Annotated in this window: 25 protein-coding genes; 7 read left to right on the top strand and 18 right to left on the bottom strand. The window is 68.9% G+C overall.

The features are described from left to right. Window positions 1-90: 90 nt before the first annotated feature. Window positions 91-2907, top strand: a complete 2817-nt coding sequence (locus ACIA8G_RS37320; protein ID WP_396423472.1) for a BTAD domain-containing putative transcriptional regulator — start codon at window positions 91-93, stop codon at window positions 2905-2907. A gap of 14 nt (window positions 2908-2921) precedes the next feature. Here ACIA8G_RS37320 and ACIA8G_RS37315 read toward each other — a convergent pair whose 3' ends face one another. Genes ACIA8G_RS37315 through dapE form a run of 3 tightly spaced genes read right to left on the bottom strand, consistent with a single transcriptional unit; the run spans window position 2922 to window position 5315 of the window. Continuing rightward, window positions 2922-3455, bottom strand: a complete 534-nt coding sequence (locus tag ACIA8G_RS37315; RefSeq protein ID WP_396423471.1) for a TIGR00730 family Rossman fold protein — start codon at window positions 3453-3455, stop codon at window positions 2922-2924. Further along, entirely contained in the window at window positions 3455-4231 is a 777-nt protein-coding gene (locus tag ACIA8G_RS37310) for a TIGR00730 family Rossman fold protein (protein ID WP_396423470.1), read from the bottom strand. Before ACIA8G_RS37310 ends, ACIA8G_RS37315 begins: the two co-directional genes overlap by 1 nt. Before the next feature lie 16 nt (window positions 4232-4247). Then, a complete protein-coding gene (dapE, locus tag ACIA8G_RS37305) occupies window positions 4248-5315 on the bottom strand; it encodes a succinyl-diaminopimelate desuccinylase (RefSeq protein ID WP_396423469.1) in 1068 nt (355 codons plus the stop codon). A 60-nt stretch (window positions 5316-5375) separates the two neighbouring features. Here dapE and ACIA8G_RS37300 point away from each other — a divergent pair, with 60 nt between their 5' ends. From ACIA8G_RS37300 to ACIA8G_RS37290, 3 genes are all read left to right on the top strand, one after another. Next, the gene (locus ACIA8G_RS37300; protein WP_396423468.1) at window positions 5376-5789 is read left to right on the top strand and encodes a hypothetical protein; all 414 of its coding nucleotides are present in this window, start codon (window positions 5376-5378) and stop codon (window positions 5787-5789) included. A gap of 54 nt (window positions 5790-5843) precedes the next feature. Continuing rightward, window positions 5844-6800: a 2,3,4,5-tetrahydropyridine-2,6-dicarboxylate N-succinyltransferase gene (dapD, locus tag ACIA8G_RS37295; protein ID WP_396423467.1), complete on the top strand. Its 957-nt coding sequence runs from the start codon at window positions 5844-5846 to the stop codon at window positions 6798-6800. A gap of 99 nt (window positions 6801-6899) precedes the next feature. Continuing rightward, on the top strand, window positions 6900-7805 hold the full coding sequence (locus ACIA8G_RS37290) for a hypothetical protein (protein WP_396423466.1): 906 nt from the start codon (window positions 6900-6902) through the stop codon (window positions 7803-7805). Here the strand turns inward: ACIA8G_RS37290 and dapC are convergent. Together dapC and fdxA are read right to left on the bottom strand one after the other, a co-directional pair. Then, the gene (gene dapC / locus ACIA8G_RS37285) at window positions 7795-8886 is read right to left on the bottom strand and encodes a succinyldiaminopimelate transaminase (protein ID WP_396423662.1); all 1092 of its coding nucleotides are present in this window, start codon (window positions 8884-8886) and stop codon (window positions 7795-7797) included. The genes ACIA8G_RS37290 and dapC overlap by 11 nt on opposite strands. A gap of 2 nt (window positions 8887-8888) precedes the next feature. Beyond that, entirely contained in the window at window positions 8889-9215 is a 327-nt protein-coding gene (gene fdxA / locus ACIA8G_RS37280) for a ferredoxin (RefSeq protein WP_396423465.1), read from the bottom strand. 225 nt (window positions 9216-9440) lie between these two features. Here fdxA and ACIA8G_RS37275 point away from each other — a divergent pair, with 225 nt between their 5' ends. Further along, window positions 9441-10079: a GNAT family N-acetyltransferase gene (locus tag ACIA8G_RS37275; protein ID WP_396423464.1), complete on the top strand. Its 639-nt coding sequence runs from the start codon at window positions 9441-9443 to the stop codon at window positions 10077-10079. Here the strand turns inward: ACIA8G_RS37275 and ACIA8G_RS37270 are convergent. From ACIA8G_RS37270 to typA, 9 genes are all read right to left on the bottom strand, one after another. Next, window positions 10055-10426, bottom strand: a complete 372-nt coding sequence (locus ACIA8G_RS37270) for a hypothetical protein (RefSeq protein ID WP_396423463.1) — start codon at window positions 10424-10426, stop codon at window positions 10055-10057. The genes ACIA8G_RS37275 and ACIA8G_RS37270 overlap by 25 nt on opposite strands. A 43-nt stretch (window positions 10427-10469) precedes the next feature. After that, window positions 10470-11306, bottom strand: coding sequence for an N-acetyl-1-D-myo-inositol-2-amino-2-deoxy-alpha-D-glucopyranoside deacetylase (gene mshB, locus ACIA8G_RS37265; RefSeq protein WP_396423462.1), 837 nt, complete (start codon window positions 11304-11306; stop codon window positions 10470-10472). Between the two features lie 77 nt (window positions 11307-11383). Then, window positions 11384-12376, bottom strand: a complete 993-nt coding sequence (locus tag ACIA8G_RS37260) for an ABC transporter ATP-binding protein (protein WP_396423461.1) — start codon at window positions 12374-12376, stop codon at window positions 11384-11386. Continuing rightward, window positions 12373-13533 (bottom strand): ABC transporter ATP-binding protein, encoded by a 1161-nt coding sequence (locus ACIA8G_RS37255; protein WP_396423460.1) that lies wholly within the window; start codon window positions 13531-13533, stop codon window positions 12373-12375. Before ACIA8G_RS37255 ends, ACIA8G_RS37260 begins: the two co-directional genes overlap by 4 nt. After that, window positions 13533-14465, bottom strand: a complete 933-nt coding sequence (locus tag ACIA8G_RS37250; protein WP_396423459.1) for an ABC transporter permease — start codon at window positions 14463-14465, stop codon at window positions 13533-13535. Before ACIA8G_RS37250 ends, ACIA8G_RS37255 begins: the two co-directional genes overlap by 1 nt. After that, a complete protein-coding gene (locus ACIA8G_RS37245; RefSeq protein ID WP_396423458.1) occupies window positions 14458-15456 on the bottom strand; it encodes an ABC transporter permease in 999 nt (332 codons plus the stop codon). Before ACIA8G_RS37245 ends, ACIA8G_RS37250 begins: the two co-directional genes overlap by 8 nt. Before the next feature lie 90 nt (window positions 15457-15546). Continuing rightward, window positions 15547-17322 (bottom strand): ABC transporter family substrate-binding protein, encoded by a 1776-nt coding sequence (locus ACIA8G_RS37240; protein ID WP_396423457.1) that lies wholly within the window; start codon window positions 17320-17322, stop codon window positions 15547-15549. Window positions 17323-17625: 303 nt separating this feature from the next. Further along, window positions 17626-19290, bottom strand: coding sequence for an ABC transporter family substrate-binding protein (locus tag ACIA8G_RS37235; protein WP_396423456.1), 1665 nt, complete (start codon window positions 19288-19290; stop codon window positions 17626-17628). Between the two features lie 256 nt (window positions 19291-19546). Beyond that, window positions 19547-21442 carry a translational GTPase TypA gene (gene typA, locus ACIA8G_RS37230; protein WP_396423455.1) on the bottom strand — a complete coding sequence of 632 codons (1896 nt, stop codon included), beginning with the start codon at window positions 21440-21442 and terminating at the stop codon, window positions 19547-19549. A gap of 166 nt (window positions 21443-21608) precedes the next feature. Here typA and ACIA8G_RS37225 point away from each other — a divergent pair, with 166 nt between their 5' ends. After that, window positions 21609-21761 (top strand): hypothetical protein, encoded by a 153-nt coding sequence (locus tag ACIA8G_RS37225; protein ID WP_396423454.1) that lies wholly within the window; start codon window positions 21609-21611, stop codon window positions 21759-21761. 87 nt (window positions 21762-21848) lie between these two features. Here the strand turns inward: ACIA8G_RS37225 and ACIA8G_RS37220 are convergent, their stop codons facing one another. Further along, complete coding sequence (locus ACIA8G_RS37220) at window positions 21849-22154, bottom strand: YciI family protein (RefSeq protein WP_396423453.1); 306 nt, start codon at window positions 22152-22154, stop codon at window positions 21849-21851. Between the two features lie 184 nt (window positions 22155-22338). Between ACIA8G_RS37220 and trpS the strand changes: the two genes are divergently transcribed. Further along, window positions 22339-23262, top strand: a complete 924-nt coding sequence (trpS, locus tag ACIA8G_RS37215) for a tryptophan--tRNA ligase (RefSeq protein ID WP_396423452.1) — start codon at window positions 22339-22341, stop codon at window positions 23260-23262. Here trpS and ACIA8G_RS37210 read toward each other — a convergent pair. The 3 genes from ACIA8G_RS37210 to ACIA8G_RS37200 form a co-directional block, all read right to left on the bottom strand. Continuing rightward, the gene (locus tag ACIA8G_RS37210; RefSeq protein WP_396423661.1) at window positions 23255-23644 is read right to left on the bottom strand and encodes a (deoxy)nucleoside triphosphate pyrophosphohydrolase; all 390 of its coding nucleotides are present in this window, start codon (window positions 23642-23644) and stop codon (window positions 23255-23257) included. The two genes, trpS and ACIA8G_RS37210, sit on opposite strands and share 8 nt — an antisense overlap. A gap of 393 nt (window positions 23645-24037) precedes the next feature. Further along, window positions 24038-25297 (bottom strand): sensor histidine kinase, encoded by a 1260-nt coding sequence (locus tag ACIA8G_RS37205; protein WP_396423451.1) that lies wholly within the window; start codon window positions 25295-25297, stop codon window positions 24038-24040. After that, a complete protein-coding gene (locus ACIA8G_RS37200) occupies window positions 25294-26007 on the bottom strand; it encodes a response regulator transcription factor (protein ID WP_396423450.1) in 714 nt (237 codons plus the stop codon). The genes ACIA8G_RS37205 and ACIA8G_RS37200 overlap by 4 nt, the downstream gene beginning before the upstream one ends. Between the last annotated feature and the right edge of the window lie 174 nt (window positions 26008-26181).

Raw genomic sequence — 26181 nt, 5'->3', positions numbered from 1 at the left:
CCCTGACCAGCGGATAATCAGTCGCCCAGCCGCGTAAAGTGACGAAAGTAGACTGTGGTCTGGTTGTCCGGACGCACGACGGAGGCTGGGGTGGGAGCGCGTTTCGAGTTCAGGCTGCTCGGTCCACTCGAGATCGCCCGCGACGGCGAGCTCGTGCCACTCGGGTCACCCAAACTCCGCGTGCTGCTGGCCTCCCTGCTCGTCGACGCCAACCGCGTCGTGCCGATGGACGTGCTGGTGGAGCGTCTCTGGGGCGAATCCGCGTCCGGACGCGGGGCCGGACGCGCGCGCGACACCGTCCAGACCTACATGCAGCGCCTGCGCCAGTCGCTGGGCGCGCCGGAGATCATCGTCACCCGCTCGGACGGCTACCTGATCGACGCTCCCGGGGACGCGCTCGACCTGAGGCGCTTCGAGGGCCTGGCCCGGCGCGGGAAGTCCTTGCTGGACCAGGGGAACGCGGACGAGGCCAGCCAGGTGCTGAGCGCGGCACTCGACCTGTGGCGGGGCGACCCGCTGGCCGGGGTCCCGTCCGATGCGCTGCACCGCGAGTTGGTCCCCGCGCTCGTGGAACACCGGCTCGCGACCCTGGAGAACCGCATCGAGGCGGACGTGCTGCGCGGCCTGCACAGCGCGCTCGTCGGCGAACTGCTCGTGCTGACCCAGCAGCACCCGCTGCGGGAACGCCTGTGGGGCCAGCTGATGCTGGCGTACTACCACTCCGGCCAGCAGGCCGAGGCGTTGCGCACCTACCAGACGGTCCGCACGCTGCTGGCGAGCGAGCTGGGGGTCGACCCCAGCGCCCAGCTGCAACAGGTGCACCACCAGATCCTCAGGGCCGACCCGGCGCTGGCCGCGGTCAGCACGCCGGCGGCGCCGTCCGCACGGCTGGTGCCGAGGCAGCTGCCCGCGCACACGCCCCACTTCGTCGGACGCGGCCAGGAGCTGGAGCACCTGTCGAAGCTGGCCCACGACGCGTCCACGGTGACGATCTCCGCGATCGTCGGCACCGCGGGCGTCGGCAAGACAACGCTGGCAGTGCACTGGTCGCACCAGGTGGCGGACCGTTTTCCGGACGGCCAGCTCTACGTGAACCTGCACGGCTTCGACCCGTCGTCCGAGCCGACGGCGCCGGGCGAGGCGATCCGCGGTTTCCTCAGCGCGCTGGACGTCCCACCGGACCGGGTTCCCCTGTCCCCCGACGCGCAGGCCGCGCTGTACCGCAGCCTGCTGGTCGGGCGGAAAGTGCTGGTGCTGCTGGACAACGCACGCGACAGCGACCAGGTGCGCCCGCTGCTGCCCGGCACGTCGAGCTGCCACGTCATGATCACCAGCCGCAATCTGCTCACCAGCCTGGTCGCCCACGAGGGCGCTCGGTCGCTCAGCCTGGACACGCCCGGCGTCGACGAGGCGCGGGCACTGGTGGCCGAGCACCTCGGCCACGACCGCGTCGCGGCCGATCCCACCGCCGTGGACGACCTGATCACCTGGTGCGCCCGGTTGCCGCTGGCGCTGGCGATCATGTCCGCGCGGGCGGCGCACAACCACGGCCTCTCGTTGCGCGTGCTGGCCGACGACCTCGGCGACGACACGGCGCTGCTCGACGCTCTGGACACCGGCGATTCGGTGACGAGCGTCCGCGGTGTGTTCTGGTGGTCCTACCGGCACCTGGGCGAGCAGGCCGCGCGGATGTTCCGGCTGCTGGGGGTGCATCCCGGCCCGGACATCTCCTGGCGTGCGTCCGCGAGCCTCGCGGGCCTGCCCGGTGACGAGGCCCGCGCGGCGCTCGCTGAACTGACGACGGCACACCTGCTGACCGAGCACCGTCCCGGCCGGTTCGCCTTCCACGACCTGCTGCGCGCGTACGCGGTGGAACTGGCCGGCCCGAAGGAACGCGAGGACGCGCTGCCCAGGCTGTTCGACCACTACACGCGCACCGCCGTCGCCGCGTCGGCGGCGCTGCAACCGTTGCGGGACGGGATCACGCTCGACGAGCCGGTGTCCGGTGTGGAGCCCGAGCAGCTGAGCAGCCACGCCGAGGCGTGGTCGTGGTTCGAGGACGAGGAACCGGTGCTGTCGGCGGTGGCCAGGCTGGCGCGCGACACCGGGTTCCACGTGCACGCGTGGCAACTGCCGTGGGCGCTGGCGGTGTACCTGGGCAGGACGAGCCGGTGGCAGGAACTCACCGAGCAGCAGCACACCGCCCTGCCGTCCGCCGAAGCACTCGGCGACCTCGACGCGCAGGGCCGCATCCACCACATGATCGGGCACGCCAGATCCGAGCTGCTCGAGCTGGACAAGGCGGAGCACCACCTGCTGGCGGCGATGGAGCTGTACCGCCGGCTCGGCGACGGCCCCGGCGAGGCGCGGGCGCACCGCGGCCTCGGGTTCCTGTTCGACCGCCTGACGCGGTGGGACGAGGCGGTGTCGCACGGCCGCGCCGCGGTGGCGCTGTTCGAGGCCTCCGGGCACCTGGGAGGTCTCGCGAGCGCGCTCAACGCCGTGGGGTTCTACCTGAGCCGGCTCGGGCGGTACCAGGACGCGGTCAGCCACTGCGAACGCGCGCTCACCCTGCACCGCCGGCTGGACGACCGGCAGGGCGAGGCGTACACCCTGGACAGCATCGGCGTCATCCACCACCACCTCGGTGACCACCAGCGGGCGATCGACGCCTACCAGCGCTCAGCCGACCTGCTGGAGGAACTGGGCGACCACTTCGAGCATGCCTCCACGCTGGACCGGCTGGGCGACACGTACCTCGCCGCCGGGCAGGTGGCTGCGGCCCACCGCGTGTGGGAGCGGGCCGCGGCCCTGTTCGACGACCTGCGCCACCAGGGCGCCGACGCCGTCCGGAACAAGCTCGTGGCGTCGGGCCGGCAGGGCGTCATCCAGGGTCGTCCGCGGTAACCGGTTGCCCGGAACTAGCGGACGCAGGCGTCAAGGGCAACGGACACGTCGTCCGTCACGACCAGCGAGCTCAACGCGGCGTGCGACACGAAACCCTTGTCCCGCAACTCGCTCAACCACTCGACGAGTCCCTTGTAGTGGTTGTCGACGTCGAGCAGCACGACGGGCTTGCTGTGCATCTTCAGCACACCGGCCGTCCACACCTCGAAGAACTCCTCCGCGGTACCGATGCCGCCCGGCAGCGTGAGGAACGCGTCGGCCTGCTCGTCCATCAGCCGCTTGCGTTCCCGCATGGTGTCGACGACGTGCAGTTCGGTGGACTCCTTGTCGGCGATCTCCCTGGTGGCGAGCCCCTTCGGGATAACGCCGTACGTGCGCGAGCCGCCGGCCCGCGCCTCACGGGCGACCGCGCCCATCATCGACGTCTGCCCGCCACCCCAGACCAGGTTCCAGCCGCGCGCGGCGATCTGGCGCCCGACCTCCGCGGCGAGGTCGATGTAGCTCTGGGGAACGGTGGAAAGGCTGCCGCAGTACACAGCTACGTACATCAGTGCGCGTCCGCCCATGCCTGGTGCGCTTCGTTGACCACGCGCACCGCGTCGTCGATGTCGTCGGTCAGGTGCAGCAGCGCGAGGTCCTTCTCGCCGACCTTGCCGCCCTCGAGCACCGAGCTCTGGATCCAGTCGTAAAGACCCTGCCAGTAGCTCTTGCCGAACAGCACCACCGGGAACTTCGTGACCTTCTTCGTCTGGACCAGCGTCAGCGCCTCGAACAACTCGTCGAGGGTGCCGAACCCGCCGGGCAGACAAATGAACGCCTGCGAGTACTTGATGAACATCGTCTTGCGCACGAAGAAGTAGCGGAAGTTCACCCCGAGGTCGACCCACGGGTTGAGCCCCTGCTCGAACGGCAGCTCGATGCCGAGCCCGATCGAGAACCCACCGGCCTCCGAACACCCGCGGTTGACGGCCTCCATCGCACCGGGCCCACCGCCCGTGATCGCCGCGAACCCGGCCCTGGCCAGTGCCGCACCGAGATCACGTCCGAGCTGGTACTCCGGGTGGTCCCGCCCGGTCCGCGCGGAGCCGAACACCGTCACCGCGCTGGGCACCTCGGCCAGCGCTCCGAACCCTTCGACGAACTCGGCCTGAATCCGCAGCACCCGCCACGGATCGGTGTGCACCCAGTCCGACGGACCGCGCGAATCCAGCAGGCGCTGATCCGTGGTGGTGAGCTCGTCCCTGCGGTCGCGGCGCAACACGACCGGGCCCCGCGTCTTCTCCCTGGGGTGTTCGTCCACCACGCCGTTCTTTTCCTCTGTCATCAGTTGATCCTAATGATCAGGCCAACAGAAATCGCTTAAGCACATCGAAACAGCCGGTGATTTGATCGACCGGCACGTTCTCTTCCTGCGTGTGCGCGAGTGTCGGGTCACCAGGGCCGAAGTTGACCGCCGGCATGCCCAGCGCGGCGAACCGCGCCACGTCCGTCCACCCGAGCTTGGCCACCGGCGTCCCGCCCGCGGCCGCGACCAGCTCCTGCGCCGCGGGGGCGTGAAGCCCAGGCAACGCACCCGCCGCGAAGTCCGTGACGGTGACGTCGTAGCCCTCGAAGACCTCGCGCAGGTGCTGCTCCGCCTGCTGCACCGAACGGTCCGGCGCGAACCGGTGGTTCACGGTGAGGGTGCACTCGTCCGGCACGACGTTGCCCGCGACGCCGCCGGTGATCTTCACGGCCTGCAGGCCCTCGTGGTAGCGGCAGCCGTCGATCTCGGGCTGGCGCGGCTCGTAGGCCTCCAGCCTGCGCAGCGCCTCACCCACGCCGTGGATGGCGTTGCGGCCCATCCACCCCCGCGCGGTGTGGGCGCGCTTGCCGGTGCTCTTGATCTCGATGCGCATCGTGCCCTGGCAGCCCGCCTCGACCGTGCCGTTGGACGGCTCGCACACGATGGCCAGGTCGCCGTGCAGCCACTCGACGAGGTCGCGCTGGATGCGGGTGAGGCCGTTGCGCTCGGCTTCGATCTCTTCGCAGTCGTAGAAGACGAACGTCAGGTCGTGGCTCGCGTTCTGGCTGAGGGCCGCGATCGCGAGCATGACCGCGTCGCCGCCCTTCATGTCCACGGTTCCGCAGCCGTGCAGGATGTCGCCCTCGCGGCGGCTCGGGAAGTTCTGGTTGATCGGCACCGTGTCCAGGTGCCCGGCCAGCACGACGCGCCGCTGCTTGCCGAGGTTCGTCCGCGCCAGCACCGCGTTCCCCGATCGGGTGATCTCCAGGTGCGGCGCGTGGAGCTTCAGCGATCGCTCCACCAGCTCCGCGATCTCCGCCTCCTCCCCGGACACGCTGCGCACATCCACCAGTGCGGCGGTCAGATCGATCGGGTCGGCGAGGAGATCAAGGGTGTCGGACACGCCAGTCACCCTACTCAAGCCGCTTGGGCGCTAGGCCGTTCGGCCGATACGGTGCCGTGCGTGATCAAGCGCACACTCCTCGTCATCACACTCATGCTGATGGCGACCGGTTGCGGCGAGGCCCCGGCGGCGTGCGACCGCCAGTGCGGCGAGATCAGGGCGTTGTTCTCGGCCCCGTGCGGCTCCCAGCACAGCGGCACGCCCGCCGACTGCGCCGCGTGGGTCGGCCGCGTCAGCACCATGACCCGCGCGCTGGACAAGGCCCTGCACGGCAAGCTCGTCCAGCAGGACGTCAGCGAGGCGCTCCCCCGCCTGATGACCGCGGTGGGCGACTTCGAGGCCCACCGCTGCGGCGAGGTGCGCGTGGACAACGTCTCCAGCACCGACGTCCGCCAGTCCAAGTGCAACGAGGCCCTGATCGCCACCAGGGGCGACCTGAGCTCGCTCTACTTCTCGGCGGACGTCCCCGACTAGCCCGCGGACGGCCAGGCGGCGTGGTGCGGACGTGCGGGACTAGGCTTGGTGGCCGTGAGCACCGCATACGGCTTCGGCATCGCCACAGTGACCCCGGACGGAACCGTTCTCGACACCTGGTTCCCGTCACCCGCGCTCGGTGAGATCCCAGCGGGCGGCACCGCTCGCGTGTCCTCCACCGAGATCGCCGCCGAACTCGGTGAGGCCGCAGCGAAGCTGCTCGGCGAGGACCTGGAGCGCGGCGTAGAGGTCATCGGCGTCAAGGTCGCGATCGACCTGGAGGCCGCACCCGCGGACACCTACGACATCTGGCTCCGGCTGCACCTGCTCAGCCACCGCCTGATCAAGCCGCACGGCGCGAACCTGGACGGCATGTTCGGCCTGCTGACCAACGTCGTGTGGACGAACCACGGCCCGTGCGCGGTGGACGGGTTCGAGCAGACCCGCACCCGGCTGCGCCTCCGCGGCCCGGTCACCGTCTTCGGCGTCGACAAGTTCCCGCGCATGGTCGACTACGTGCTCCCGTCCGGCGTCCGGATCGGCGACGCGGACCGGGTCCGCCTCGGCGCTCACCTCGCGGCCGGCACCACGGTCATGCACGAGGGCTTCGTGAACTTCAACGCCGGCACCCTCGGCACCTCGATGGTCGAGGGCCGGATCTCCGGTGGCGTCGTGGTCGGTGACGGCTCGGACGTCGGCGGCGGCGCCTCGATCATGGGCACCCTCTCCGGTGGCGGCAAGCAGGTCATCTCGGTCGGCGAACGCTGCCTGCTGGGCGCGAACGCGGGCCTGGGCATCTCGCTCGGCGACGACTGCGTGGTGGAGGCGGGCCTCTACATCACCGCGGGCACCAAGGTCACGCGTCCGGACGGTGAGATCGTGAAGGCGGTGACCCTGTCCGGGCAGTCGAGCCTGCTGTTCATCAGGGACTCAGTCACCGGCACCGTGCTGGTGAAACAACGCAAGGGCACCGGCGTCGAATTGAATGCCGCGCTCCACTCGAACGACTGAGACCAGCCGCTTCTAGGAGAAGAATTCAGTGTCTGGGGCCCGGTCTGCTGAGGCAGGCTGGGCCCGTGCCGTTTTCGGGGCCGATTCAGGGAGGTGCACGTGCTGAAGCAGCGGATCGAGTTGAACGCTCGCGCTGCGATCGAGCGCACCCTGGAGGGTGCGCAGTCGGAGGACTCCTTCGTGGAGTTCAAGACCCAGTGGCCGGTCGACCACGGCAAGGCCGCCAGGCAGATCGCCGCGCTGTGCAACGCCGCGCGCGGGTCCGAGGCCATGTGGATCGTCGGCGTCGACGAGAAGGGCCGGTACGTCAAGGGCGCGCTCGCGGAGGAGCTGTCCTCGTGGTGGCCGAAGGTCGAGAGCCACTTCGACGGGGTGGCGCCCGGACTCACCACCGTGGCGTTCGACTGGGCGATGGGCAGGACGGTCGTCGTGCTGTCGCTCCAGACCGACAACGCGCCGTACGTGTTCGTCACGAAGAAGGAGCCCTACAGCAGGGAAATCCCGTGGCGTTCCGGTGAGCGGACGAGGTCGGCGCGCCGCGGCGAGGTGCTGGAACTGCTGGTGCCCAAGCTGGACATGCCCGGCTGGGAGTTCGTCAGCGCCCGCGCCACGCTCAGCCAGCACTCGCCGACGCTCCGGTTCGAGGGCGACCTCTACCTGGAGACGAACCAGCCGCTGTCCCTGCCGCACCACCGGTGCCACTCGTACGCGACGTTCGGCCTCGACAGCGAGACGGTCGACCTGGCGTTCAGCTTCCGCACGAACACCAGGGACGTGCGAGCGGTCGAGCGGGTCGTGCGGGTCGCGGAACCGGCCGTGCTCCACGTCAGCGCGGAGGCCGAGGTGGAGCTCGACTCGTTCCAGGACCTGTGGGACCTGCACTGGCACCTCGTGCTGGGCCTCGGCCTCAGCGGCGAGGAGATCAGCACGAGCGTGCGGCTCACCACGGACGCGGTGCCGCCCAACCAGTTCACCCGCAGGGTCTGGTCGGCGCTCAAGCCCTGAGGCGCTCGGCGGCGGCCGCGATCCGTTCGTCGGTGGCGGTCAGCGCGATCCGCACGTGCTGCGCGCCGGCCGGCCCGTAGAACGTGCCGGGAGCGGCCAGGATGCCGCGGTCGGCCAGCCAGGAGATGCTCTCCCAGGCGTCCTCACCGCGCGTGGACCACAGGTACAGCCCGGCCTCGGAGTGCGACACCGTGAACCCGGCGGCCTCCAGCGCGGGCTTCAGCACCTCACGACGAGCGAGATAACGCGCCCGTTGCTCGGCCACGTGCGCGTCGTCCTCCAGGGCGGCCCGCATGGCCTCCTGCACCGGACGCGGCACGATCATGCCGGCGTGCTTGCGCAGCTCCAGCAGGCCCGCGACCAGCTCCGGATCACCGGTGATGAACCCGGCCCGGTAACCCGCGAGCGACGACGACTTCGACAGCGAGTGCACGGCGAGCACGCCGTCGAAAGAGTCCACAACGGACGGATGCAGCACCGACACCGGCGAGGAGTCCCACGGCAGAGCCAGGTAGCACTCGTCCGACGCCACCACGGCGCCGACCGCGCGAGCGGCGTCGACCGCGGCCCTCAGCTGCCCGGCGGACAGCACGCGCCCGGTCGGGTTCGACGGCGAGTTCAGCCACACCAGCCGGGTGCCGGCGGGCGGCTTCTCCCCGTCGGCGAGCCGGACGACCTCGGCCCCGGCCAGCAGCGCGCCGACCTCGTAGGTCGGGTACGCCACGGACGGCACGGCAACGATGTCGCCGGGCCCGACGCCGAGCAGCGTCGGCAGCCACGCCACGAGCTCCTTGGAGCCGATCGTGGGCAGCACGGCCTCAGGCGCCAGTCCGACGATCCCGTACCGACGCTCCACCGCCGCGACGAAGGCCGCGCGCAGCTCGGGGGTGCCGTGAGTGGTCGGGTAGCCGGGGATGTCGGCCACCGACGTCAGGGCGGACTGGATCACCGCGGGAACCGGGTCGACAGGCGTGCCGACGGACAGGTCGACCACGCCACCGGGGTGCGTGCGCGCTTTGGCGGCGTGGTCGGACAGCGAGTCCCACGGGAAGTCCGGCAGGGCCGGACCTCGGCGTTGAATGATCAATGCCCCTCAGCCTGCGGTTCGAGCGCCTTCACGAACTGCGGGTCCGCGCTCACCTTGCCGACCTTCGAGGCACCACCGGGCGAGCCGAGCTCGTCGAAGAAGTCGACGTTCGCCTTGGTGTAGTCCTTCCACTCATCGGGGACGTCGTCCTCGTAGTAGATGGCTTCCACCGGGCACACGGGTTCGCACGCGCCACAGTCCACACACTCGTCGGGGTGGATGTAGAGCATCCGGTCGCCTTCGTAGATGCAGTCGACGGGGCATTCTTCGATGCATGCCTTGTCGAGCACGTCCACGCACGGCTGGGCGATCACATAAGTCACTGCGCTCTCCAACTTCATCTGGGCCACACCGCGCAAGCCGGAGAGTACGCGGCACGTTCGAGTATCACCCGGTCAGGCTTGCCTTAGCTGCCTGGTGCGCCACGTCACATCAGCCGACATCACCCTCTGGGACAGGATGAACGGGTGCACACCGTGGATCACCTGGAATCGCTCTGCGCGCGAGCATGGCCTGCACTGGCAGAAGTCCCGCTTGGAGACTGGTTGATGCGCGCCGCCGGCGGGTTCACCGGCCGCGCCAACAGCACGCTGACCAGTGGTGATCCCGGTTTGCCGATTCCAGCCGCGCTCGCTCGCGCCGAGACGTTCGCACGAGAGCACGGCATCAAAACCACGGCGCACGTCGTCATCGGCTCCCGGTGGGAACAGGCGATCGCGGACGCCGGCTGGCAGGTGGATCTCGATCATCCCGGCGGCGCGGAGTCGCTGGTGATGACCGGACCGCTGGAGAAGTTCGCCGACGGCGTAGCCGAAAATCGTGATCTTCCCGGATGGTGGGAACTCACGGCCGGATCCGAGGTGACGGCCGTCCATCGGCACGTGCTGGGCACCGGCGAGGTCTGCTTCGCGAGCCTGGAGGAGAACGGCACGGTCATCGCGGCCGTGCGGGGCGCTGTCGTCGAGGACCTCCTGCATGTCGCCAGGCTGGCGGTACGGCCGTCACATCGCCGCCAGGGCCTCGCCACGACGCTGATGAGGCAGCTGGCCGGCTGGGGCCTCGAGCAGGGCGCCACGACGTGCGCGCTGCAGGTCGCCGAGCACAACGAGGCGGCGATCCGGCTGTACGAGGAACTCGGCTGCACCGAACACCACCGCTACCGCTACTGGAGGCCCGCGGTCTCGTAGAGGCCCGGCCGGTTGGCCGCGTTGCGTGCCATCACCGCGCCCACGGCCACCGCACCCGGCAGCGCGCCGCCGCCGATGAGCAGGAGCAGCCGCCAGTCGTCGAGGAAGAACTGGCCGACCCCGCCCGGCTCGAAGAACCCGAGCGCGAAGATCGTGCCGAACCACACCAGCAGCGGCGCTGCGGCGGCCAGGACCCGTTCGGACAGGCCGGCCGCCCACGACACCAGCAGCGGTGTCGTGACGACGGCCACGATGATCATGACGGGGAACGGGAGATCGCCCAGGCGCGGCAGCAACGTGCCGTCCAGGCGCAAAGGCAGGAAGAACGACTCCAGCACAGCGAGCACCGCTGCTTCAACGCACAGAAGCAGCAGTAATGCGACTCGCCAGCTAGCGCTCACCTAGTCCTCCGAACAAGTCCGCGGCCACACCCTCCGCCGATCCCTTGGCGAGCACGTAGTACTCGTTGCCGACCAGCGGCTGTGCGATGCCGTTCGACAGCGCATATCCGTCGTCCCACACACTGACCTGCGTCGAGTGTGCACGCAACGCACGCCGTTTCGCGGTCAGATGCTCGGACACGTCGATCACGGTTGTGATGTCCTCGTCCGGCGTGACCGGCAGCTCGTCGGGCTCCGGCAGCCGGAACGACTCGGGCACGTTCTCCAGCGCGGCCACACCGGCCTTCGTGGCGTCACGTGAGGTCACCGCGTAGAAGACCCGGTCCACCTCCGAGACCTGGGCGCACGCGGCCAGGGTGATCTCGTGCGCGCGGATGTGATCGGGGTGGCCATAACCGCCGAACGCGTCGTAGCTGACGACGACCTGTGGCTTGACCTCGCGCAGGATCTCGGCCAGCTGGGCGGCCTGGTCGTCGAGCGAGCCCTGGACGAACGCGCGCGGGTGCGCGTTGGACGGCACGTCGACCATGCCGGAGTCACGCCACCTGCCGATGCCGCCGAGGAACCTGTGATCCGTCACGCCGAGTGCGGCGCAGGCTGATCTCAGCTCGCCGACGCGGTACCCGCCCAGCTGGTCGGCGGCGCCCGCGGCGAGATGCGCCAGCGCGGGCGGGATGATCTCGCCCTCTTCCCCCAGCGTGCAGGTGACGACCGTGACGTGCGCGCCCGCGGAGGCGTAGCGCGCGATGGTGCCGCCGGTCCAGAGACTCTCGTCGTCCGGGTGGGCGTGCACGAAGAGCAACCGTGGTGGGGCAGTCAGCGTCACCGGAAAAGAGTAAAGGCCGCCTTCATCGGATGATAAAGGCGGCCTTTGCTAAGGATCTCAAATGGCCAGCTAGAGCACTAGATAACCGAACGCTCTTCGGCAAAGTGGCATGCGGACAGCGTGCCGTCCGGCCCACCCCGCAGTTCCAGCTTCGGTTCTTCGGTGGCGCAGATGTCCTGAGCCTTCCAGCACCGGGTGCGGAACCGGCAGCCCGACGGCGGGTTCACCGGCGACGGCACGTCACCGGTCAACACGATCCGCTGACGCTTGCGCTCCTGCTTGGGATCCGGCATCGGAACCGCGGACAGCAACGCCTGCGTGTACGGGTGCATCGGCTTGTTGTAGATCGCCTCGCGCTCACCCATCTCGATGATCTTGCCGAGGTACATCACCGCGACGCGATCGGAGATGTGCCGCACCACCGAGAGGTCGTGCGCCACGAACAGGTACGCGAGCCCGAGCCGTTCCTGCAGTTCCTCCAGCAGGTTCACGACACCGGCCTGCACCGAAACGTCCAAAGCGGACACCGGCTCGTCCAGCACCAGGAACTTCGGGTTCAGCGCCAGCGCGCGGGCGATGCCGATGCGCTGCCGCTGACCGCCGGAGAACTCGTGCGCGTAGCGGCCGCGGTGCTCCGGGTTCAGACCCACGAGCTCCATCAGCTCGTTGACCCGGCGCTGCGCACCGCCTTCGACACCGTGGATCTGCAGGGGCTCCGCGATGATGTCGTTGACCTGCCACTTGGGGTTCAGCGACGCGTACGGGTCCTGGAAGACGATCTGGATGTCCTTGCGCAACGGACGCAGCTGCTTGTTGCTCATGGTCGTGAGCTCACGGCCGTTGAACTTCACCGAGCCCGAGGTCGGCTTGTGCAGCTGCAGGATCGCGCGCCCGGTGGTGGACTTGCCGCAGCCGGACTCGCCGACGAGGCCGAGCGTCTCACCGGGACGAAGCGAGAACGACACACCCGACACGGCCTGCACCGTGCCGACGGTGCGCGGGATGATGCCCTGGCCCCGCACGGGGAATTCCTTGACGAGGTCCGTGACCTCCAGCAGTGGTGCGGTCACGGCTTGACCTCCTCATCAACGGTTTCGTGCACAGCGGTGACTTCGAGCGACTCGTCGGGGTTGGCCTCGGCGAACGCCGCCGGGTTCTCCACCGTGCCGATCTCGTCGTGCAGGAACAGGCGCTGGGGGTGCTCGAGGGTCGCGAGGTGTTCCCAGCGGTGGCAACGCGTCTTGTGGTTCGACGCGCCGGCCTCGTCCAGTTCCGGCTCCCACTCGTGGCACACCTCGGTGGCGATCGGGCAGCGCGGCGAGAACGAGCAGCCGGTCGGCAGGTTCACCAGCGAGGGCGGCGCGCCCTTGATCGGGGTGAGCCGCTTGCCCAGCGTGGCCGGGTTCGGCACCGAGCCGAGCAGACCGACCGTGTACGGCATCCGCGGCCGTTCGAAGACGTCGTCGACCGGGCCGGACTCGACCACGGTGCCGCCGTACATCACCTGCACGCGGTTGACCATGCCCGCGACCACGCCGAGGTCGTGCGTGATCATGACGATCGCCGCGTCGGTCTCGGCCTGCAGGCGCAGCATGGTGTCGAGGATCTGCGCCTGCACCGTCACGTCCAGCGCGGTGGTCGGCTCGTCGGCGATGATCACGCTGGGGTCGTTGATGATCGCCATCGCGATCACCACGCGCTGGCGCATACCGCCGGAGAACTCGTGCGGGTACTGCGACGCACGCTTGTCCGGCTGCGGGATGCCGACCAGTTCCAGCGACTCGATCGCCTTGGCCCACGCCGCCTTCTTGGAGACGTTGTGGTGCGCGCGATAGGTCTCGGCGAGCTGCCACCCCACGGTGTAGACGGGGTTCAGCGACGTCATCGGGTCCTGGAAGATCATCGAGATGTGCTTGCTGCGGAACGGCTGCATCTGCTTGTACGAGCGGCCGTTGAGCTCTTCGCCGCGGTATCGGATGGAGCCTTCGACACGCGCGGTCTTGGGCAGCAGCCCCATGATCGCCATGGAGGACACGGACTTGCCGGAGCCCGACTCGCCCACGATGCCCAGCACGTCGCCGGCATTGAGGTCGAACGAGACGTTGCGCACGGCACGGACGTCGCCGTCATCGGTGGGGAAGGTGACCGAGAGGTCCCTGACCGAAAGCAGCGGTGCGGTGGTGTTGGAGGGCAGGAAGTCCTCCGACAGTTCGGAAACAGTGGTCATCAGGCACGCACCTTCGTCTGCCTCGGGTCGAACGCGTCGCGCAGGCCGTCACCGATGAAGTTGACGGCAAGAGAGAGCGACACGAGCACGATGAACGGACCCCAGAACAGCCACGGCCGCGTCAAGAACTGACCGTAGTTCTCCAGCACGATCACGCCGAGCGACGTGTCGGGAGGCTGAACACCCAGTCCGAGGAACGACAGACCGGCCTCGGTCAGCACCGCCGCGGCGATCGCCAGGGTGGCGTTGACCGTGATGCTGCCGATCATGTTCGGCACGAGGTGCTTGAAGATGATGCGCGGGGTGCTGGCGCCACAGGCCCGCGCCGCCTCGATGAACTCCCGCTGGGCCAGCGAAAGCGTCTCACCGCGGGTGATGCGGGCGATCGACATCCACGCGAACGCGGCGAGCACCAGTGCGACGACGTACCAGCTGCCGGAGAAGCCCTTCACGACGATCGCGGCGACCGCGATGGTCGGGATGATCAGCATCAGGTCGACCATGCGCATCAGCGCCGTTTCGACGAACCCGCGCAGGTAGCCGGCGAGAGCACCGAACAGCACACCGATCACGGTCGCCAGGGCGGCCACGATCAACGCGATCTGCAACGAGTACGCGGTGCCACGCATGAGAAGCGCCAGCATGTCCTTGCCGACCTGCGTGGTGCCGAGCGGGTGCGTCCCGCTCATCGGCAGGTACGACTTGCTGGAGACGTCCTCGTAGTCGTAGGTCCAGATAAATGGGCCGACAAACGCGAACAGAACTAGCAAGATGAACACGGTGAGGCTCACCATGGCGAGCCGGTGCCGCAGGAAGCGCCGCATGACCAGCTGGCCCTGCGTACGGGTTTTGGTGGCGTCGAACTCGTGCGAGTCGGGCCGGGGAGCACTGCTGACCACACCGCCCTCGGACGCCAAGTTGATGTTAGCCAAGGCGAATCCTAGGGTCGAGGATGCCGTACACGATGTCGGCGATCAGGTTGAACAGCACGACCAGGGTCGCGGTGACCGCGAGCCAGCCCATCAGCATCGGTGGGTCGAACTGCCGGACGGAGTTCACCAGCAGCGTGCCCATGCCGAACCAGCCGAACACGGCCTCGGTGATGATCGCGCCGGAGAGCACGGCACCGAAGTTCAGCGAGAACAGCGTGGCGACGGGGATCAGCGCGTTGCGGAACGCGTGCTTGAAGATCACGCGGCCCTGCGAGATGCCCTTCGCCCGCGCGGTGCGCACGAAGTCCGAGTGCAGGATCTCGAGCATCGAGGCTCGTTCGAACCGGCTGTACGCGGCGAAGCTGATCAGCATCAGCGCGACGGTCGGCAGCAGGAACGTGCCGGTGTACTTGAAGATGATCTCGCCGAAGCTGCCGGTGAAGCCTCCCGGCCGCGGACCCGCGGTGGTGAGCCAGCGGTCCAGGCCCATCGACTCCAGGACGTTGTTGAACTGGATGCCGTAGTTCTTCACGATGACCGCGACGCAGAAGATCGGCATCGAGAACATCAGGAACGCGGTGCTGGTGGCGAGGTAGTCGAAGATCGAGTACTGGCGCACGGCGGCGAGGACGCCGACCGAGACGCCGAGGGTGAGAGCGAGCAGCTCGGCACCGATGACGAGACGTCCGGTGGTCCAGAGCGCATCGGTCACGGCCGGGAAGACAGCGGTCTTGGCCTGGCCGAGAGCGATGCTCTGACCCCAGTCGCCGCTGAGGAAGTCGACGAGCCAGTTCCAGTAACGGATGACGACGGGCTTGTCCAGGCCGAGCGAGATCTCCGCGGCCTTGATGTCGGCCTCGGTGACACCGGGCCGGAATCGCATCTCCGCCAGCGGGTTACCGGCGGTAGCGACGAGGAGGTAACAGGCGAAGCTGCCGATCAGCAGGATGGGTATTGAGATCAGCAGTCGACGGATGATGTAGCGGATCACGACGAGCTCCTAGGGGAAACCCGCTCGGGCGGGACCGGACTTGTCGTCCGGCCCCGCCCGGTCAGGCGTAGCGCACTTCAGGCTAGGCGATCACTTGGTCTGCCACTCGTTGGCGTTCCAAAGCGCTCCGTAGTAGCTCTGGAAGTAAACGCGATCGAGCCCCTTGAAGGCCCACATGTTGGGCATCTGGAACAGCGGCAGCGAACCGTACGCGCCGGCCAGGGCCTCGTCGGCCTCGCTGAAGTACTTCAGCGAGTCGGCGATGGCGGTCTGGGAGACGGCCTGCTTCAGAGCCTCGTCGGCCTTCGGCACGGACAGGTTCTGCCAGTTCTGGCCACCACCGGTCTCGTAGATCGACTTCTTGCCGCTCTTGAACGGCAGGGACGACCACGCGAACAGCGCGACGTCGTAGTCACCGGCGGAGACGCGCTCGTCGAGGAAGTTCGGGTCGGTGTCGTCCTTGATCTCGATACCGGCTTCCTTGCACTGGCCCTGGACCAGCTCGACGGTCTGCTTGCGGCGCGGGATGTCGGTGTGGCTGATCCGGAAGGAGGCACGGATGCCGTCCTTCGCGAACACGCCGTCGGCACCCTGCGTCCAGCCCGCGTCGGTCAGGATCTTCTTGGACTCGGCCGCGTCACCCTTGGCCTTGTCCGCGTAGACGTCCTTGTAGCCCTCGTCCTTCGGGAAGAAGATCAGGCTGCCCAGCGGCTTGGCGTCGGACTGAACCTCGCTGATGAGCTTGTCGATGATGTCCTGGCGCTTGACGCACATGAAGAACGCCTTGCGGATCTCTTCCTTGGCCAGCACCGGGTTCTTCATCTGCAGGTCGAAGTGCTCGAACGACAGGCCGGGGCCCGCGCCGAACGTGACGCCCTGGGCGCTGAGGCCCTTCAGCTTCGTGGCCGCGTTCGCGTCCGGCTGAGCGAAGGAGTTGACGGCGACTTCACCGTTCTCCAGCGCCTGCGCCTGCGCGACCGGGTCCGGGATCGCCTTCAGGATGATCTTGGCCGGGCCACCGGCCTTGCCGACCCACTTGGGGTTGCGCTCGAGCGTCACCGACTGGTTCGGCTCGAAGCCGGTCAGGACGTACGGGCCCGCGCCCGGCATGATGTCCTTGGTGAAGCCGTTCCACTTCTCGTTCCAGAAGTCGGCCACCTTGGTCAGCACGTCCGCCGCGCTGTCCTTCGTCACCTTGGTGATGTCGGCGACGCCGGTCTGCTTCTCGAGGATGTGCGCCGGGAGAACGTCCGTGTTGAAGAGGCTCTCGTAGTCCGGGTACGGCGCCGTGAACGTGCCGACGAACGTCTGGTCGTCCTTGCACTCGCCGTTCATCAGGTCGGTACCGGTCGTGCCGGCCGCCTTGAAGTACTTCGCGCCGTCGGCCTTCTTGGCCTGGGCGGACTGGGTGAACCACGCCATGTAGAAGTCGTCGCAGTCCCAGGCCTCGCCGTCGGACCAGGTGACGCCCTTCTTGAGCTTCCAGGTCACGACCTGCGGAGACTTCGAGGTGACCTCGACCGACTCCATGACGTCCTTGTTCAGGATGACCTTGTTGTTGCCGTTCGTGATGTGCGCACCCGGCTGCACGAGGACCAGCGCGAACGTGTTGTAGGACTGGTTCGCGTCCTCCGTCGCGTTGTTGTACGAGGTGAACGGCTTGTCCGTCGCCACGACGACCTGGTCGCTCTGCTTCGTATCCGGTGCGGTGTAGCCATCCGCGGACTCACCGCGGGCGGTGGCCATCTCCGCGATAGTCGCGTCGCCACCGTTGGCGTCGGTGCTACCGCCGCCACCACCACACGCACCCAGCACGAGCGCCGCGCTTGAAATCAACGCGATCGCCGGTAGTGCTTTTCTCCTCATCGACACGTGCCCTCCTAGCACTGGGCGGCCGAGGCCTCTGTTCGGCAGACACGCCCATAAACCGAGATGTGCCATACGCGCCCCGAACCGGCACACCGTGGCAGCACGTTATGAACCCGTTGAGGTGACGGTCACTACCCGACCGGGTGATCGTGACCCAATGGAAACGAGTCGTAGCACGCCGGAGTGGCCCGATTACCGGGCGAGATCGTTCGTTGACCGGGCGCGCAGAATTCTGTCAACGCAGAGGGCCGAAAGTAGCAACGCGGGAAGCCCGTTCGCAACGGGTTTCTCACACGGTGGTTACTTGTCGAGCCGCCGCCATTCGGGGGCACCGCTGAGGACGCCCGCGAGCGGCGCGCCGGTGTCGACTCCCGAGACGACGGCGGGGAGGACGCAGAGAAGATCAACTACCTGGAACAGCGGGATCGCGACGGCCTGAGCCTGGATCTGGGGCTCGACCCTCGCGAGCACGTCGCTCAGCAACGCCTTGCCGTTGAGGGCGGCGTCGATGTCCGACTGGATCGTCTGGTCGCAGAACCCGGCCGGATTGGCCGGGCTGGGCGTTGCGCCGTCCGGAGCGTTGCCGGCACACCCGAACGCGCTCGCGAGGCCCGCCGCCGAGTCGCCGGCGTCCACCCGCGGCACGACGGCGATGTCGATGTCCTTCTCGACGAGCTGCTTGCTGAAGAGCTCCTCGGCGTTCGGCGTGACGACCTCGGCCTGGATGCCGCGCTCGCCGAGCTGGACCTTGATCCGGTTCGCGAGGCTGACGTACGGCTCGGTCTTCTCCGGCGCGGCGATCCGCAGCTTGAGCGGCTTGCCCGCCTTCTCCCACTCGCCGGCCGCGTTCCTGGCGTACCCGGCTTCCGTCAGGAGGGTCTGCGAGGCGGCCGCGTCCAGGGTGTTGCCCTGGATGACCGCCTTGTACCCGTCGCGGCTCGGCGGCACGACGTAGGAGTCGGCCCGGAACTGCGCCGAGGGCCCGCTCTGGGTGCCGGACGCGATGAGCGCGTCCCGGTCGAGCGCGGCCACGATCGCCTTCCGCGCTTTGACGTCGGCGAGCTGCGCGCTGGCCGGGCGGAGCAGCACCTGGACGACCTCGTTGCGCGGCACGGGTTTCAAGGTGATCTTCTGGATCGCCTGCATCGTGTTGACGTCGGAGGCGTCCGCCCGCAGCAATGCTGCCTGGTTGTCCCCTTTGGACAGTGACTCGGCCATGTCGGTGCGCTTGGCGCGGCGCAGCACGACCCGGTCGAGCGTGGTCGGCACCTCCCAGTACCGGTCGCTGCGCTCGAGGATGACCTCACCGCGCGGCTCGTCCAGGCTGCGCACCGCGAACGGCCCGGCGGTGGCCGGGAAGCCGGTGCTCAGGACGTTCGACCAGGTGCCGGGCGCGTCCTTGAGCAGGTGCGCGGGCAGCAGGTTCGCGAACAGCGACCGCCAGCCGGGGAACGGCTTGCCGAACGCCACCTCGACGACCTTGCCGCCCTCTCGGGCGCTGATGTTGCTGATGAGCCGGTACCCGGCCGGGTCGACCACGCCGGGCTCGGCGCGCATCCGCTGCCACAGGTACGAGAAGTCCTCGGCGGCGATCGGCGCGCTGTCCGACCACGACGCGTCCTTGCGGATCGTGTACGTGACCGTGAACGGCTCGGCCTTGGTGACCTTCGCGCTGACCATCAGGTTCCGGTCGAGCTGCGGCGCACCGTCCGGGCCCGCCCGGAAGACCGAGGGCAGCACCAGGGAGCTCAGCGCCGTGGTGATGGGGCTCTGCGCGGCCAGCGAGTGCGGGTTGTAGCCGCCCGCCACGTCGTCCACGCCGACCACGATCTCGGTGATCTTCGGCCCGGTCGTCGTGATGACCGGTGCCTCGGACTTCGGGACCAGAGGCGGAGGTGGCGCGTTCGTGCACGCTGCGGTGCCACACAGAACGGCAGCAGCCAGCACTCCCCCGAGTCGCCTCATGTTCCTCACATTGCCAGACGGATGACGGTGGCGTTCGAGCAACCCGGATTTCGTCACTCGTGCCTGATTGATGGACGTCCTGGCGCGCTGTCGGGTTGCTCGCTCCCCTGCTTGGTACGGCTCACGTGGCTGTGTGGTTCGCACCGGCGACCCACGGTGATGGCACACGACCGCCCCAGGTCGCCCCAGAGACGACGAAGGGCGGCCAGGCCACTCGGCCCCGGCCGCCCTCGTCAGGCGTTGCTCAGCTTCGCGCTCAGCCGCGCTGCTTCAACCGCGAACGCTCGCGGCCGCGCAGGTTGGCGTCCAGCGTCACCTTGCGCACGCGCACGATCTCCGGCGTGACCTCGACGCACTCGTCGGAGGCGCAGAACTCCAGCGCCTCCTCCAGCGACAGCCTGCGCGGGCGGGCCAGGGTCTCCATCACGTCGGCCGTGGAGGAGCGCATGTTCGTGAGCTTCTTCTCACGGCACACGTTCACGTCGAGGTCCTCGGAGCGCGGGTTCTCGCCCACGACCATGCCCTCGTACGCGTCCGCGCCCGGCTCGACGAAGAACGTGCCGCGGTCCGCGAGCTGGATCATCGCGTAGGCGGTGATCGAGCCGGCGCGGTCGGCGACCAGGGAGCCGTTGTGGCGGGTGCGGATCTCGCCCGCCCAGGGGCCGTAGCCCTCGGACACGGCGTTGGCGATGCCGGTACCGCGGGTCTCGGTCAGGAACTCGGTCCGGAAGCCGATCAGGCCACGCGACGGCACCACGTAGTCGAGCTTGATGCGCCCGGTGCCGTGGCCCGACATGTTCTCCATGCGGCCCTTGCGGTTGGCCAGCAGCTGCGTGACGGCGCCGAGGTGCTCCTCGGGGCAGTCGACGGACATGCGCTCGAACGGCTCGTGGATCTTGCCGTCGACCATGCGCGTGACGACCTGGGGCTTGCCCACGGTCAGCTCGAAGCCCTCGCGGCGCATCTGCTCGACCAGGATGGCGAGCGCCAGCTCACCGCGGCCCTGCACCTCCCAGGTGTCCGGGCGCTCGGTCGGGAGCACGCGCACGGACACGTTGCCGACGAGCTCGGCGTCGAGGCGCGTCCTGAGCATGCGGGCGGTCAGCTTCGTGCCACCGTTGCGACCGGCCAGCGGCGAGGTGTTGACACCGACGGTCATCGAGATGGCGGGCTCGTCGACGGTGATCCGGTCCAGCGGCACCGGGTTCTCGGCGTCGGCCAGCGTGTCGCCGATGGTGATCTCCGGGATGCCGGCGATGGCGACCAGGTCGCCCGCGCGGGCGACCTCGGCCGGCACGCGGTCCAGCGCCTCGGTGATCATGAGCTCGGTGATGCGGACCTTGACGGGCTCGCCGTCCTCGCGGCACCAGGCCACGGTCTCGCCCTTGCGCATGGTGCCCGCGTGGATGCGGCACAGCGCGATGCGGCCGAGGAACGTCGACGCGTCGAGGTTCGTCACGAGCGCGCGCAGCGGGCCGTCGATGTCGACCTTCGGGGCCGGGATGTAGTCCATGAGCACCTGGAACAGCGTGTCCAGGTTCTCCTCGTCCGGCAGGCCGCCGTCCTCGGGCTGGGTGAGCGAGGCCCGGCCGGCCCGCGCGGAGGCGAAGACGACCGGCAGGTCCAGCACGGACTCGTCGGCGCCGACCTCGGTCGCGAGGTCCAGCAGCAGGTCGTGGGCCTCGTCGACGACCTCGGAGATCCGGGCGTCGGGACGGTCGACCTTGTTGACCAGCAGGATCACCGGCAGGCCGGCGGCCAGGGTCTTGCGCAGCACGAAGCGCGTCTGGGGCAGCGGGCCCTCGGAAGCGTCGACCAGCAGCACGACACCGTCCACCATCGACAGAGCGCGCTCGACCTCACCACCGAAGTCGGCGTGGCCGGGGGTGTCGACGACGTTGATGATCACGTCACCGTCAGGCGTGTGCCGCCTCACAGCCGTGTTCTTGGCGAGAATGGTGATGCCCTTCTCACGCTCGAGCTCGCCGGAGTCCATGACCCGGTCGACGAGCTCGGCACGCGCGGAGAAGGCGCCGGACTGGCGCAGCATGGCGTCGACCAGCGTCGTCTTGCCGTGGTCGACGTGCGCGACGATCGCGACATTGCGCAGGTCAGTGCGCGTCTGAAGGGCAGGCGCGGTGGCCGTGGGCACGCAGAACTCCTAGAGCTTCGAAGGCGTTGGAGGGGCTCGCGCCGGACACGTCAATGCGCACAGCCGTACACCAGAGTACCGGCCGCGTCGGCATTACCACACAAAGGTGCCTAGTGAACTGAGCCTCACCTACTCTAGCCACACGTGTCGGAGTGGAGTGCAACCAGTGGGCAAGAAGCTCAAGAAGAAGTGCTGCAGGTCGAAACCCCAGTGCAAGCGCTGCCCGGTGCCCGCTCTGCTGGCGGCCCACGCCAAGGCCAAGAAGAAGGCGGCGAAGAAGGCCGCGAAGGCAGCCAAGAAGGAGAAGAAGGCCGCCTGAGCGCCGCGGAGGTCCACGGCCGCACGGCGCGTCGCACCAGCGACACGCCGGAGTCAGGATCCGAGGACCGAGGGCTGGGTCACAGCCTCAATGCTGCAGCTGCACTGCCTCGTTCAGCTTCATCAGCTCGGGCGCCGTCCGCGTCGCCTCGAACTCGGTGATCCGGTACTTCACCAGTTTCTGCTCGGCCCACGGGTCCGTGGCCAGCAGCGCTTCGAGCTTTCCGCGGGGCATCGGCCGCGAGATGATCACGCCCCCGACCCTCGGCACCTGACGCCCGGAGGCGAGGAAGTAACCCCGCTCGTACTGCTTCTCGACCCACGCGCGGTGGTCGGGGAGGGCGTAGTCGATCTGTTCCAGTGGCGCGGCGTACTCCAGCAGCACGATGAACATTCTTCAACGGTAGCCCTATACTCGTGATCGTGCGCACTCTGAACGCCTTCTGGTGGGCCGCAATCAGGCGGCCGGAGTAGCTGTGCGCAGACATCACCACTGACGCACCCAGAGGCCGCCCGCAACGGGCGGCTTTTTCGTGCGCCCGGCACGGGCCGGCCCTTGATCACGAAGGGCTCGAACCATGATCCGTCTGTCCGCGATCACCCCGTCCGGCCAGCCCACCTTGGGCAACTACCTGGGAGCGATGCGCACGTGGGCACGTGAGGGCACGGCGCAGGACGTGTACTTCATCAGCGACCTGCACGCGATGACGTCGTCGCACAATCCACAACGTCTGCGATCGCTGACCAGGGAACAGCTCGCGGTGCTCATCGCCACCGGCATCGATCCGGCGAGCGTGTGCGTGCAGTCCGACCTGATCCGCGAGCTGGGAGCGCTGAACTGGGTCCTGGAGTGCACCTGCACGTACGGCGAGGCCGCCCGCATGATCCAGTTCAAGGAGAAGTCGCTCGGCCGCGACTCGGTGCGGCTCAGCCTGCTCACCTACCCGGTGCTGATGGCGGCGGACATCCTGCTGCAGGGCACCGCGGAGGTGCCGGTCGGCGAGGACCAGCTGCAGCACGTCGAGCTGGCCCGCGCACTCGCCCGTCGCTTCAACAACGCGTACGGCGAGGCGTTCATCGTGCCGACCGCGGTGGTGCCGAAGGTGGGCGCGCGCATCAAGGACCTGTCCGACCCGGCCCGCAAGATGGACAAGTCCGCGCAGAACTCCGCGGGCGTCGTGTTCGTGCTCGACGACCCGGACCTGGTGCGCCGCAAGATCCGCCGCGCGGTGTCGACGACCGACGGCATCGCGAACCTGGTCGACATCTTCGGCTCCTGCACCGGCAAGGAGCCCGAGGACTACACGAGCAGGTTCGCCGACCTCAAGAACGTCGTGGCCGAAGTGGTGATCGAGGAACTCCGCCCGGTCCGCGACCGCACGCTGGAGCTCCTCGCCGACCCGGCGGAGCTGGACCGCATCCGCGCCGCGGGCGCGGCCCGTGCCCGCGACCGCGCCCAGCACCGGCTGGACGCGGCGCTGCGCCTCTCCGGGCTCATGTGAGGAGCCGCTGAAGCGCGGGCACCAGCACCCGGTCAGCGGGCAGCCAGTCCGTGCCCGGCAGTTCGTCGGCGGTGAGCCACCGGACAGCGTTGTGTTCCAACGCTTCCGGCTCACCGCCGACGAGTTCCGCCGCGTAGATCCGCAGCAGCACGTCCTTCTTGAGCGGCACGTCCGGCCCGATCTGCTCGCCGACCGCGACCGGGACGCCGAGCTCTTCCGCGCACTCCCGCACCAACGCCTCTTCTGGCTTCTCCCCGTCCTCGACCCGCCCGCCGGGCAGCTCCCACTGTCCCGCATGACTCTCCGGATAGGACCGCTGCTGCGCCAGCAACCGTCCATCCCGGACGATCGCCGCACCGACCACGACCCTGGCGGCACTCAGCTCGCGGCACCGTTCCGCCAGCAACGCCGACCGCTTCTCCAGCACCCGCAACGCCATCCCGCGCCCGACCGTGACGTCCGCGAACCGCCCGACGACGCCGCCCACCGACGTCCAGCTGACCCGGTCGACCACCATCGTCCCGGCCCCGGTCGCCACGAGATCCGTGTGCAGCTCCAGAAAGTCCCCGGCGGCCGACACCCCGGACAGGTCCGCGCGCGTGACCGCGAGCTGCACGCCCAACGGCCCCGTCAGCACATCCCCGAGGCACAGCAGGGGCCCCGGCACCTTCACCCCGAACCCGGCGATCAGCGAGGTGTCCAGCAGGGCACCCGCAACGGCGGAAACAGGCGCGTCGACCAGCGCCGACGCTCGCAACTCTGGCACCAGCGTTGACTACCAGGACCGCCAGCGGATTTCCAAACGCGCACCACCAGCAGGTGACTCCGCGACCCTGACCGACCCCCCACGCCGCCGCACGAGATGCGCCACCAGCGCGAGCCCGAGCCCGAACCCGCCCGACGACCTCCCGCGGTCCTCTTCGACGCGGTAGAAGCGGTCGAACACCTTCGCCCGGTGCTCAACGGGAATCCCGTGCCCGTCGTCGTCCACGAGCAACCGCACGTCCCGCCCCACCGGCACCAGCGTGACGCTGATCGTCGAGAACGCGTACCGCGCCGCGTTGCGCAGCAGGTTGTCCAGCACCAGCTCGACCTCGGACCTGGCGGCCGAAGCCAGACAGGCCGAAGGCGGAGCGTTCAACCGCACCAACAGGTCCGTGTCCAGCCGCTCGATCGCGGCCTCGGCCTCCAGCACCAGGTCGACGGCCTCAGCCCGGGACGGCTCCGCGGTGTCCGCCCGCGCCAGGATCAGCAGCGAGTCCACCAGCGCGCTGAGCCGGATCGACTCCTCGACGACCGACTCCAGCACCTCGATCGAGAAGTCCGGATCCGGATGCGCCACCGCGACCTCGGCCTGCGCCCGCACGGAGGCCACCGGCGACCGCAACTCGTGCGCCGCGTCCCCGGTGAACCGCCGCAACCGGTCCGACGCCTCGTCCCGCCGGGCCAGCAACGCGTTCAGCGCCTCGGCCAGCGCCTGCAACTCGTCGCGCGAGGGCGGCACCGGCAACCGTTGCCCGTGCGGCAACTCCCCGGCGGCGACCCGCATCCGTTCGACGGGCCGCAGCGACGACCGCACCGACAACCAGGTGGCGATCCCCACCAGCCCGGCGACCAGGACCGCCGCCACCGCCAGCCACCGGGTCCCCAGCGTGTTGGCGTTCTCGTACCCGAGCAAGGTCTGCCCGTACACCTCGAGCCGTGGCGTCCCGTCGGCCGTGAAGACGACCTGACCCCGCCACCGATGCGCGGAGTCCCCCTCGAGCCGCAGCACCGGCTCGCCGCTCTTCAACATCCGGATGTCCTGAGCCGTCAACCCCAGCGGCGGCCCACCGTCCACCGGCACCCCGGACACGTCCAGCACCCGAGCCGGCGCCTTCGCCAGCTCCTGGTCGACCGCCGTGATCTGGATCAACCCGATCAACGCCGGCGCCAGCCCGGTGAACGCCAGCAAGCACAACAACGCCACCCCGGTGGCCACCACGGTGATGCGGAACCGCAACGAGCGCCGCAACCACCAGCGGCGAGGGTTCACCTGTTCCCCAGCGCGTTGTCGAGGTCCGGAGTGGACGCGATGTACCCGTGCCCCCGAATCGTCCGCACCACTTCCCCGGCCCCGACGGCCTCCAGCTTGCGCCTGAGGTACCCCACGTAAACCTCAACCGCATTGCGCGTGGCCGCCTGCTCGTCCCCCCACACAGTTCGCAACAACTCGTCCTTCGTCACCACCGACCCGGCCCGAGAAGCCAGCACGTCCAGCACCGCGTACTCCCGCGGGCTCAGCGACACGTCCTGCCCGGCCCAGCTGACCTCCCGCAGGCCGCGGTCGATGACGAGGTTCCCCAGCGTCAACCTCCGCCGCGCCCCACCCCCGCGCCGCAGCAGGGCCCGGACCTGAGCCACCAGCACCACGAAGCTGAACGGCTTGACCAGGTACCCGTCGGCCCCGAGATCGAGCCCGTCCGCCTGGTCGACCTCCCCGTCCTTCGCCGACACCATCAACACGGGCGTCCGCACCCCGTCGGCCCGCATGCGCTGCAAGATCCGATACCCCGACAGCCCGGGCAACATGATGTCCAACAGCACCACGTCAAAGGCCCCGGTGAGCGCGACCCTCAGCGCGGTAGGCCCATCAGAGGCGGTCACGACCTCCATGCCCTCCGCCGCCAGGCCACGTTCCAACGCCCGGCGAACGCCGACTTCGTCGTCCACGACCAGCACTCGAGGCTTCACACCGCACAGCATGCCGCGCCTCTCAGCTTCATGCCCGCAAGATCTCAGCCGACTCTCAGGAAAGGCCTCGCGCTTACCCGCAGCGACCTGGAACCCGGCACAAACCAGCAGGTCAGACTAGTCTCAGCACCATCTCAGCAACCCCGCCCCAAGCTGTAACCACAAGCCCTTGGAGGAGGGGACCAC

Source organism: Lentzea sp. NPDC051213, assembly GCF_044455585.1.
Taxonomy (GTDB): domain Bacteria; phylum Actinomycetota; class Actinomycetes; order Mycobacteriales; family Pseudonocardiaceae; genus Lentzea.
The sequence above is the reverse complement of the archived record's forward strand: the minus strand, read 5'-3'. Positions and strand labels throughout refer to the sequence as shown.